This is a genomic window from Aeromicrobium sp. Leaf272, from assembly GCF_001422865.1.
Classification (GTDB): domain Bacteria; phylum Actinomycetota; class Actinomycetes; order Propionibacteriales; family Nocardioidaceae; genus Aeromicrobium.
The window spans coordinates 513,121-523,608 of record NZ_LMMY01000009.1 but is presented as its reverse complement, the minus strand read 5'-3'; the positions used below and the strand labels follow the sequence as shown (position 1 = coordinate 523,608).

The window sequence follows — 10,488 nt, the reverse complement described above, 5'->3', positions numbered from 1 at the left end:
CCCGACGGTGCGATCAACATCAGCTGACGAGGACGCGGGGCGGCCTGGGGACGAAGCCCTTCCCAGGCCGCTACCGATCGGTATCATGAAGGTGGCGCGAGCCCGGGAACGCCATCCGATCTGCCGAGACGACAGCCTCCGGGGCTCGCGCCACCTCGCGCGCTGGAGATGCACTCGGCAGCTACACCGCGCGCCGCCACGCCACGATGCTCGACTCCAGGGCCGACAGCAGGGCGAGGGTCTGGGTCGGCTCGTCCAGGCGCGAGCCGAAGAGCGCGTGCAGCCGGCGCAGGCGGTGCCGGACCGTCTGGTCGTGCACGCCGAGCCGCGCCGCGAGGGCGGGAGCGCTGTCGCGGGTCTGCAGCCACAGCAGCATCGTCTCGGCCAGGGCCACCCGGCGCTTGGGCGACTGGGCCAGCAGGGGCGCCAGCACCTTCTCGTCCGCGAGCCGACGCAGCGCCGGGTCGGCGTGCTCGCACAGCCGGGACTGGTGCAGCTCGCAGTCGAGCACGTGGTCCTCCGGGGCCTCGATCACGCCGTCCTGCAGCAGCGACAGCCCGCGGCTGGTCCACCGCACCGCGCGGTGCACCTCGCTCGGGTCGACCGGCCACGACAGGGCGACGTCGGTGCCCGTGCGTCCCGCGAGGTGACGGGCCAGACGGGTGGTCGTCTCGGGGTCGGCCACCACGATGAGGCGGTCCTGGTGGACGCCGGACAGCGCCTCCTGGCAGGCCGAGACGATCGACGTCGAGGCCTGGTCGTGCGTGGTCACGGCGACGACGATGCGCTCAGGCAGCACCCACGAACATCGGCCGGCGACCTCGCGCAGCCCCGCCGGTCCCGTGCCGTCCAGCAGTGCCACCAGCATGGCGGCACGGCCCTGCTCGCGTACCTGGGTCGCGCGGGCCCTCGTCTCCACGAAGCCGGTGAACGCGTGCTCGAACAGCGCCGTCTGGTAGGCGATGAGGCCGTCGCCGAGCGCCCCCACGACCTCGGCCGACTGGCCGAGCGCGGTCGCGGCGAGGCGCACGTCCGTCCACGACTCCTGCGTGGCGATGTGGTGCGCGGCCCGCATGGCGTCGAGGTTGAGGCCGGCCGCGGCCTGGTAGCTGCCGAGCCAGCGGTAGAAGGTGTAGATCTCGGTGCCGTAGGTGGGCGCTCCGGCGACGGTGTCGACGAAGACGGCCACCGCGCGGGTGATCGCCTCGTCGATGCCCTTGTGGATCACGGGATCGGCGTCGGCCGAGAACCCCGCGACCTCCTCCCGGATGCGGGTGACGATGCGTCGGGTCAGCTCCACCGAGCGCGGTCGGTAGCCGGCCACGACCGCGGCGTCGATCTGCGGAAGGCCCAGGACCTCCCGCAGCAGCTGGCGCTCCCGGCCGGACTCCGTCGGACGGGCGTCGCGCTCGTGTGCCACTGCAGTCATGTGTCTCCCCCTTGCTCGTGCCGCGAGCCCGAGGCCGCGCGGACGTTCCCTCGAGCACAGTCAAGGAGCAGGCGTCGCGTGGAGTCCAGGCTCGACGGACCGCCGCCACGGAATCGATCGGGAACTTGTGACGCGGGTAACAACTTCCTGCGCGGGTCGGGGAGCCGGTCAGGGGCGCAGCAGGTCCAACGGGTCGACCTCGAGGCGCGCGGCCAGGTGCTCGAGGCTGACGAGCGTCAGGTTCCGCTCGCCACGCTCGACCGATCCGAGGTAGGTGCGGTGGTAGCCGAGCTGCTCGGCGAACTTCTCCTGGCTCAGGCCGAGGGACTCACGGTGCCGGCGCAGGCGTCGGCCGAGGATCTGCTGCAGTGGCTGGCTCACGCGTGCAGCGTGGCGCAGTGCGACTCATCGGTCGACAGACCGATGAGTAGCATCCGGCGGTCCCTCCGGTCACCGGTCGAGCTGGGCCTGGAGCGCCGTCGCGACCCGTCGCGCACTGTCCGGGGCGAGCACCAGGTGCTGACGCCGCTGGTCGGGCTCGCCGACGAAGACCCACTCCTCGGGCTCCCCGCAGCGCCGGGTGCGCACGACCAGCAGGTCGGTGGTCAGCGGACGCGGTCGCGCACTGCCCTGCTCCCGCACGCCGATCACGACGGGCAGGTAGTGGGGCGTGCCCTCGTGGTGACGATCCTCCGGTGCGTCGTCCTCCCGGTGCGTCGAGGCGCACCAGGACGGGCACGGCTCGTGCAGCCAGCGGGGTCGGGCGTGGTCATCGTCCATGCAGGGTCCCTTCGTCGTCGCGCCGGGGAGGGGTGTCCGGCCCACGCTAGGGCGCGCTCCGGACACGGGTCGTGCGCTCGTGTCCGGCTCCAGGGTGCGACTCATCGGTAGCGGCGCGACGTCTCGCGGGCCGCCGCAGCGCGGGCCCGACGAAAGTTGTCACGCGGCTGACAAGAAATGACCGGCAGGCACCCTCTGTGGCCCTGGGCCTGGCGGCGTGGCCTGCGACACACCTACGGTCGGCCACGGTCGTGACGCACCCAGGATGCGTCGGGCCTGCAGGACGACGGAGGGGCGAAGAGCATGGGCGGAAGCGTCGAGGTGCGGGGACTGACCAAGTCCTTCGGGCGCCAGAACATCTGGCACGACGTCACCCTCACGTTGCCGCCGGGGGAGATCACCGCGCTGCTCGGCCCCTCGGGAACCGGCAAGTCCGTCTTCCTCAAGTCCCTCATGGGCATCGTGGACCCCGAGCGCGGCGAGGTGCTGATCGACGGCGTCGACATGGTGTCGGTCAAGGAGGCCCACCGCCTCGAGCTGCGCAAGAAGTTCGGCGTGCTGTTCCAGGACGGTGCGCTCTTCGGCTCGATGAACGTGTACGACAACGTCGCCTTCCCGCTGCGCGAGCACACCCGCATGAGCGAGGAGGAGATCCGCCAGGTCGTCCTCGACCGGCTCGACATGGTGGGCCTGCTCGGTACCGAGCACAAGGTGCCCGGCGAGATCTCCGGCGGCATGAAGAAGCGGGCCGGCCTGGCCCGCGCGCTCGTGACCGACCCCGAGATCATCCTCATCGACGAGCCCGACTCCGGCCTCGACCCGGTGCGCACCTCCAACCTCGCCCAGCTGCTCGTGGACGTGAACACCGCCACCGACGCCACGATGCTCGTGGTCACCCACAACATCGAGCTGGCGCGCACGCTGCCCGACAACCTCGGCATGCTCTACCGCCGCGAGCTCGTCATGTTCGGTCCGCGCGAGGAGTTCCTGCTCACCGACCACCCGGTCGTCAGCCAGTTCATGAGCGGCGACCCAGAGGGTCCGATCGGCATGAGCGAGGAGAACGACCACCGCACGATCGACCTGTTCGACGAGCCCGTGGACTACGGCGCGGGTGGCCCCCTGCGCCACGGCGGAGCCCGCGCGATCGAGGTGCTGCCCCGCCAGCTCGAGCCCCGCTCGGGGGGTGCTCGACCCAGCTCCGTGCGCCACCGTGAGCGGGTCAGCGCGGGCAACGCACCGCTCTACGTGGCCGACGACGACGACACCCACCGAGTCCCGCCGAACCCGACGTCGGGTGCCGTCGCGCGGTCGCTGACCGCCACCGGCGACGTCTTCGCCCTCGCCCTCGACACCACCCGCGCCACGTTCCGCCGGCCCTTCGCCGCGCGCGAGGCGCTCGAGCAGTTCTGGTTCGTCGTGAGCGTCTCGTGGATCCCCGCGATCCTCGTCGCCATCCCGTTCGGGGCGGTCATCGCCCTCCAGCTCGGCACGCTCACGGTGCAGGTCGGTGCCCAGTCGTTCACGGGTGCGGCGAGCGTGCTCGCGGTCGTCCAGCAGGCGGCTCCGATCGTCACGAGCCTCGTGATCGCCGGGGCGGGTGGTGCAGCCATCTGCGCCGACCTCGGCTCGCGCCGCATCCGCGACGAGATCGACGCGATGCGGGTGATCGGCGTGAACCCCGTGCAACGCCTCGTGGTGCCGCGCGTGCTCGCTTGCATCGGCGCCGCGATCCTGCTCAACGGCCTGGTGTCGGTCGTCGGCGTCGTCGGCGGCTACGTCTTCAACGTCATGGTGCAGGGCGGCACGCCCGGCGCCTACCTGTCCAGCTTCACCGCGCTGGCGCAGATCTCCGACCTGTGGGTCGGCGAGCTCAAGGCCGTGGTGTTCGGCTTCATCGCCGGCATCGTGGCCTGCCACCGGGGGCTCAACACCGCTCCCGGCCCGAAGGGCGTGGGCGACTCGGTGAACCAGTCGGTGGTCATCACGTTCCTGCTGCTGTTCTTCGTCAACTTCGTGATCACCACGCTGTACCTGCAGCTCGTCCCGGGCAAGGGAGCCTGACATGACGGTCGCACCGCCCCAGGGGCCCGGAGCCGGAGGGCGCACGCCCCGGCCCGAGCCGACGCCCGAGGAGCTCGGCATCGACGACCGACCCGCCCGCTGGTGGGACCGGCCGATCGACGCCGTCGCCGCGGCCGGCGCCGAGCTGCGCTTCTACGGTCGCGTGCTGGCCTGGATCCCGGCCACCGTCCGGCGCTACCCGCGCGACATCCTCCGGCTGCTGTCGGAGGTCAGCTTCGGCTCGGGGGCCCTCGCGGTCATCGGCGGCACCATCGGTGTGATGCTCGGCATGACGCTCTTCGTCGGCAGCGTGGTCGGCATGCAGGGCTACGCGGCCCTCGACCAGATCGGCACGTCGGCCCTGAACGGCTTCATCTCCGCCTACTTCAACACCCGCGAGATCGCGCCGCTCGTGGCCGCGCTCGCGCTGTCGGCCACGGTCGGCTCGGGCTTCACGGCGCAGCTGGGTGCCATGAAGATCAACGAGGAGGTCGACGCCCTCACGGTCATGGCGGTGCCGAGCGTGCCCTACCTCGTCACCACCCGTGTGGTCGCAGGCTTCGTCGCGATCATCCCGCTGTACGTGATCGGCCTGCTCACGTCGTACTTCGGCGCCCGGATGGTCACCGTCCACCTGTACGGGCAGTCGGCCGGCACGTACGACCACTACTTCTCGCTGTTCCTGCCGCCGATCGACATCCTGCTGTCGTTCGCCAAGGTGCTGGTCTTCGCCGTCCTCATCATCCTCATCCACTGCCGGCTCGGGTTCATGGCGCAGGGCGGGCCCGCCGGCGTCGGCATCGCGGTCGGCACGGCGGTGCGCCGCAGCATCGTCACCGTCGCGGTGCTCGACCTCGTGCTGTCGATGGCCCTGTGGGGCACCACCACGACCGTGCGGATCGCCGGATGAGCGCGCGCCGAGGCGCTCCGCGCTGGGTCGACGTGCTGCTCGGCCTGGGCTACGGGCTCGTCGTCGTGGCGCTCGTCGGGGGCGCGGTGCTCGCCTACAACAGGGCGTTCGTGCCGAGCTCCGACGTCGAGCTGCGCACCGACGCGGTCGGCAACGCCCTGCAGAAGGGATCGGACGTGAAGCTGCACGGCGTCCCGGTGGGCGAGGTCTCGAAGATCACCACGGCCGACGACGGCGCCGTCCTCACGCTCGCGCTCCAGCCCGAGGTCCTGGAGCGGCTGGCACCGGACACCACCGGCCGGCTGCTGCCCAAGACGTTGTTCGGCGAGCGCTACGTCGAGCTGCAGACCACGGCCCCGGCCGGCGGCCACCTGCAGGCCGGCGCGGTCATCGACCAGGACGCGTCCGCGGAGGCGATCGAGCTGCAGAAGGTGCTCGACGAGCTGCTCCCGCTGCTGCAGTCCATCCAGCCCGAGAAGCTGCAGTCCACCCTCAACGAGCTCGCGACGATGCTGCGCGGCCGCGGCGGCGAGCTGGGCGACACGCTCCAGGCGTGGGGCGAGTACGTGCAGCGGCTCCAGCCCAGCGTGCCGCTGCTGGCCGAGGACCTCGACCGGCTCGGCACCGTGGCCGAGACCTATGCCGACGCCGCTCCCGACCTGCTCACGGCACTCGACGACCTCACGACCACCTCGGGCACCCTGGTGGCCAAGGGCCAGGCGCTCACCGAGGTGTACGAGCGGGTCATCGCGTCGGCCGACGAGAGCCGGGGCTGGGTGGCCGGCAACGCGAGCACCATCGAGATCCTGGCCGAGGACAGTCGCAAGGCGCTCGAGGCCGCGGCGCCCTACGCGCGCACGTTCCCGTGCCTGCTGCGGTCGGCCCGGCAGTTCATCCCGCGGATGGACCGGGTGCTCGGCAAGGGCACGGACCAGCCCGGTCTGAAGGTGGTGCTCAACGTCAGCCCGCCGCGCAGCGGCTACCGGCCCGGGCGCGACACCCCGTCGTTCAGCGGCGGTGGCAAGCCGTCGTGCCCCTACGTCCCCACCGGAGCCACCGCGCGGGCGTCGTCCGCGACCACGAGGTCCGAGCCCGAGGCGATCCAGCCGCCCGCCTACGACCCGCGCGGGTCCGCGGTGGCGTCGGCGGGCCTGGGCGAGGCGAACTCGCCGGCCGAGAACCAGCTGATCGCCGAGCTGGTCGCGCCGAGCCAGGGCATGAGCCCCCAGGACTACCCGCGCTGGGCGAGCCTGCTCGTCGGTCCGACGCTGCGCGGCACGAAGGTGGAGCTGCGATGAAGACGCTCGTCCTCAAGAGCCTGGTGTTCACGGTCGTCACCGTGCTCGCGACCGTGGCGCTGGCCGGGACCATCCGCAACTCGACGCCCGGCTCGTCGAGCAGCTACACGGCGCTGTTCTCCGACGCCACGAGCCTGAACCGCGGCGACGACATCCGCATGGCCGGGGTGAAGGTCGGCACGGTGACCGAGGTGGCCGTGCACGACAACCGCGTGGCCGGGGTCGAGTTCACCGTGCAGGACGCCGTGCGGCTGCCCCGCGGGACCACCGCCCAGCTGCGCTTCCGCAACCTCGTCGGCCAGCGGTACATCTCGCTCGAGCCGCCGGAGGTCGCGGACACCGACACGCTGCCGACCGGTCACACGTTCGGCCTGGAGGAGACGCGGCCGGCCCTCGACCTGACCATGCTGTTCAACGGCTTCCAGCCGCTCATGCAGTTCCTCGACCCGAAGGACGTCAACGCCCTCAGCGGGCAGATCATCGCCGTGTTCCAGGGCGAGGGCGCCACCGTCGAGGGGCTGCTCTCCAGCACGGCCAGCCTCACGTCGACCCTGGCCGAGAAGGACCAGGTCATCGGCGAGCTGATCGACAACCTCACGTCGGTGCTCACCACGGTGAACGGGCGGTCCGACGAGCTCGACCGGACCATCATCACGCTGCAGCAGCTCGTCTCGGGTCTCGCCGAGGACCGCGAGACCATCGGCGACACCCTCGACGGCATGGGCCGGCTCACGAGCAGCGTCGCCGACCTCCTGGAGGAGGGGCGCCGACCGCTCAAGGACTCCATCGCCTCGCTCGGCTCGCTGTCCGGGGAGCTGGCGGACGCCGAGGACGTGCTGAACCGCTTCTTCGACACCCTGCCGGGCAAGCTCGACCGCATCGGACGCACGGCGTCCTACGGGTCCTGGATCAACTTCTACGAGTGCGAGATCACGGGTGTCATCCCGCGTCCCGAGGGCTACTTCGGCGACCTCGGAGCCCAGCCCGTCGCGAAGAGGTGCACCGCATGACCCGGACACGCAAGGCTCCCCGCTTCCCGACGGCGTTCGCGGAGCGCAACCGCGTCGTGATCGCCGTCGTCGGGCTGCTGACCATGGCGATCGTCTTCCTGCTCGCCTTCAACGCCCAGGCCCTGCCGATCATCGGCGGAGGAAGCACCTACCAGGCGCAGTTCGCCGAGGCCGGTGGGCTCAAGCCGGGCAACGAGGTCCGCGTGGCCGGGGTCAAGGTCGGCGAGGTGACGGGGCTGGAGCTCGACGGCGACACGGTGGTCGTGACCTTCCGGGCCAAGGACGTTCGGGTCGGACCGCAGTCGCGGGCGGCCATCAAGGTCAAGACCACGCTGGGCCAGAAGTTCCTGGCCGTCGACCCGCTCGGGGCCGGCGAGATCGACGGGCCCATCCCGTTGCAGCGCACGAGCACGCCGTACGACGTCAACGCGGCGTTCTCCGACCTCTCCGACACGATCGGCGAGATCGACACCGCCCAGCTCGAGACCAGCCTCGACGTCCTGTCCGACACCTTCGAGGACACGCCGAAGGCGGTGCGCGAGTCCGTCGCCGGGCTGACCGACCTCTCGCGCGTCGTGGCCAAGCGCGACGACGAGCTCGCCGCGCTGCTGGCCTCCACGCGTGAGGTCAGCGGCACCCTCAAGGACCGCAACGCCGAGTTCGCGAAGCTCCTGCAGGACGGCAGCAGCCTGCTCGAGGAGCTCGCGTCCCGTCGCGAGACGGTGCAGGCGCTGCTCGACGGCACCGAGCGGCTGGGCACCCAGCTCACCGGCCTGGTGCGCGACAACGAGGAGCAGCTGCGGCCGGCCCTCGCCAAGCTCGACGACGTGGCCGAGATCCTCCAGGCCAACCAGAGCAAGCTCGAGGCCTCCTTGCGGCGCCTCGGTCCGTACTACCGCACGCTCGCGTCGGCGACCGGCAACGGTCCGTGGGTCGACGCCTACATCTGCGGACTGTTCGACGCCAGCGGCGCACCCGAGCTGCGCAACGACGTGGCCCGTGACTGCGCACCGAAGAAGGGAGGGGGCCAGTGAGACGCCGGAGCCTCGTCATCGCCCTCGTGGCCGCGCTCGCCGTCGTGGCGGTCGTCGGCTGGCGTGCGACCGCTGCGCGCGACCGCACGACCGTGCAGGCCGTGTTCGAGTCCAGCGTGGGTCTCTACGCCGGCTCCGACGTGCAGATGCTCGGCGTGCCGGTCGGCACGGTCACCGACGTCGCGCCCGGCCCCGCCGGCGTGACCGTGACCATGCGCCTCGACCCGGGCCAGGCCGCGGCCGCCGACACGGCCGCGGTCATCGTCGCGCCGACGCTGGTGTCCGACCGCTTCGTGCAGCTGACGAAGCCGCACACGAGCGGCCCGACGCTGGAGGACGGCGCCGTGCTGCCGATGGAGCGCACCGCGGTGCCGGTCGAGATCGACGACCTCTACGCGAGCCTCACCGACGTGAGCGAGAAGCTCGGTCCCGACGGCGCCAACCGCGACGGCGCGCTGTCGCGCTTCCTCGACGTGGCCGACCGCAACCTGCGGGGCCAGGGCGTCAAGATCAACCAGCTGATCGGCGACTTCGGCGACGCCTCGGGAACCCTCGCGGACTCCAGCGACGACCTGTTCGCCACGATCTCGAACGTCAGGGAGTTCAACGACATGCTCGTGGAGAACGACGACGCCGTGGCCGACGTGAACCGGCAGTTCGCCGAGGTCAACGACTACCTGGCCGACAGCAGCGGGGACCTGGCAGGAGCGATCGACAACCTCGGTGAGGCGCTCGCCCTGGTCGACGACTTCATCCGCGACAACCGCGGCGCGCTGAGGACCAGCGTCGAGAACCTGCAGGGTCCGACCCGGGTGCTCGTCAACCAGCGCGAGGCGTTGGAGGAGACCGTCCGGCTGGTCCCGCTCGTCCTGCAGAACTTCCTGCGGGCGTACGACCCGGACCTCAAGGCGCTCACCGGTCGCGGCAACCTCAACGAGGCCTCGATCTGGAAGGACGGCGGCGACGCGCCCGCCCTGCTCCCGGAGGTGAACCGATGAGGGGCGGGCCGATGAGGGGCGGGCCGATGAGGCGCCTGCTGGTGGCCGCGGTGGTGGCCGGTCTCGCCGCGCTGTCCGGCTGTGGCGTGCTCGGCGGCGGGGTCTACGACACGCCCCTGCCCGGCGGCGCCGACGTCGGCTCCAAGCCGATCCGCATCACGGCCGACTTCGACGACGTGCTCGACCTCGTGCCCCAGTCCAGCGTCAAGGTCGACGACGTGGCGGTCGGCCGCGTCGACCGCATCCGGCTCAACCCGGACGGACGGAGCGCGCGGGTGACCCTGCTCGTCAACCGGGACGCGCAGCTGCCGGCCGGCACGGTCGCCCGTCTGCAGCAGACGTCGCTGCTGGGCGAGAAGTACGTCGCCCTGGTCCGGCCGCAGACGCCGCAGGCCGGTCGGCCGATCGCCGACGGAACCCGGCTCGGTCTGGCCGACACGTCCCAGGCGGCGGAGGTCGAGCAGGTGCTCGGGTCGCTGTCGATGGTGCTCAACGGTGGCGGCATCGGCCAGTTCCAGGAGATCTCCCGCGAGCTGCAGGAGGTGTCGACGGGTCGCCCGGAGGAGATCAGGGGGTTCCTCCGGGAGATGGACACGTTCGTCACCACGCTCGACGACCGCAAGGAGTCGATCACCGCGGCCATCGACGGGCTCGCCCGGTTGTCGGAGAACCTGGAGGCCGACCAGGACAAGATCGTCTCGGCCCTCGAGGGACTGTCACCCGGCATGCAGGTGCTCGTCGACCAGCGCGAGGACCTCGTGGCCATGCTGTCGGCCCTCGACCGGCTCTCGACGGTGACGGTCAAGACGCTGGACGCCTCCCAGGACGACATCGTCGCCGACCTGAAGGCGCTCGACCCGATCCTCGAGAACCTGGCGCGTGCCGGGCGCGACCTCCCGGAGTCGCTCGAGATCCTGCTGACGTACCCCTTCCCGGACTCGGTCATGGGGGCCATCGAGGGCGAC

Annotated in this window: 9 protein-coding genes and 2 pseudogenes; 8 read left to right on the top strand and 3 right to left on the bottom strand. The window is 71.4% G+C overall.

The genetic code is table 11. The features are described from left to right. Nucleotides 1-181 precede the first annotated feature (181 nt). The 3 genes from ASF38_RS04170 to ASF38_RS04160 form a co-directional block, all read right to left on the bottom strand. Complete coding sequence (locus ASF38_RS04170) at nucleotides 182-1,429, bottom strand: helix-turn-helix domain-containing protein (protein ID WP_082480362.1); 1,248 nt, start codon at nucleotides 1,427-1,429, stop codon at nucleotides 182-184. 168 nt (nucleotides 1,430-1,597) lie between these two features. Further along, complete coding sequence (locus ASF38_RS04165) at nucleotides 1,598-1,810, bottom strand: helix-turn-helix domain-containing protein (protein ID WP_056573843.1); 213 nt, start codon at nucleotides 1,808-1,810, stop codon at nucleotides 1,598-1,600. Nucleotides 1,811-1,879: 69 nt separating this feature from the next. Next, nucleotides 1,880-2,209 carry a hypothetical protein gene (locus ASF38_RS04160; RefSeq protein WP_056573840.1) on the bottom strand — a complete coding sequence of 110 codons (330 nt, stop codon included), beginning with the start codon at nucleotides 2,207-2,209 and terminating at the stop codon, nucleotides 1,880-1,882. Between the two features lie 303 nt (nucleotides 2,210-2,512). On the opposite strand from ASF38_RS04160, the pseudogene ASF38_RS17025 reads away from it, so the two are divergent. The 8 genes and pseudogenes from ASF38_RS17025 to ASF38_RS19635 form a co-directional block, all read left to right on the top strand. Continuing rightward, nucleotides 2,513-3,109: pseudogene (locus ASF38_RS17025) on the top strand (ABC transporter ATP-binding protein); the annotation flags it as partial. Between the two features lie 414 nt (nucleotides 3,110-3,523). Beyond that, the gene (locus ASF38_RS17020) at nucleotides 3,524-4,273 is read left to right on the top strand and encodes an ABC transporter permease (RefSeq protein ID WP_082480430.1); all 750 of its coding nucleotides are present in this window, start codon (nucleotides 3,524-3,526) and stop codon (nucleotides 4,271-4,273) included. A 1-nt stretch (nucleotide 4,274) separates the two neighbouring features. Further along, nucleotides 4,275-5,183, top strand: coding sequence for an ABC transporter permease (locus ASF38_RS04150; protein WP_082480360.1), 909 nt, complete (start codon nucleotides 4,275-4,277; stop codon nucleotides 5,181-5,183). Further along, nucleotides 5,180-6,481 carry an MCE family protein gene (locus ASF38_RS04145; RefSeq protein WP_156366776.1) on the top strand — a complete coding sequence of 434 codons (1,302 nt, stop codon included), beginning with the start codon at nucleotides 5,180-5,182 and terminating at the stop codon, nucleotides 6,479-6,481. The genes ASF38_RS04150 and ASF38_RS04145 overlap by 4 nt, the downstream gene beginning before the upstream one ends. Further along, nucleotides 6,478-7,491, top strand: a complete 1,014-nt coding sequence (locus ASF38_RS04140; RefSeq protein WP_055962914.1) for an MCE family protein — start codon at nucleotides 6,478-6,480, stop codon at nucleotides 7,489-7,491. Before ASF38_RS04145 ends, ASF38_RS04140 begins: the two co-directional genes overlap by 4 nt. Continuing rightward, entirely contained in the window at nucleotides 7,488-8,525 is a 1,038-nt protein-coding gene (locus ASF38_RS04135; RefSeq protein WP_055962918.1) for an MCE family protein, read from the top strand. The genes ASF38_RS04140 and ASF38_RS04135 overlap by 4 nt, the downstream gene beginning before the upstream one ends. Beyond that, entirely contained in the window at nucleotides 8,522-9,523 is a 1,002-nt protein-coding gene (locus ASF38_RS04130) for an MCE family protein (RefSeq protein ID WP_055962922.1), read from the top strand. The genes ASF38_RS04135 and ASF38_RS04130 overlap by 4 nt, the downstream gene beginning before the upstream one ends. Then, nucleotides 9,520-10,488: pseudogene (locus ASF38_RS19635) on the top strand (MCE family protein); the annotation flags it as partial. The gene ASF38_RS04130 and the pseudogene ASF38_RS19635, both read left to right, overlap by 4 nt.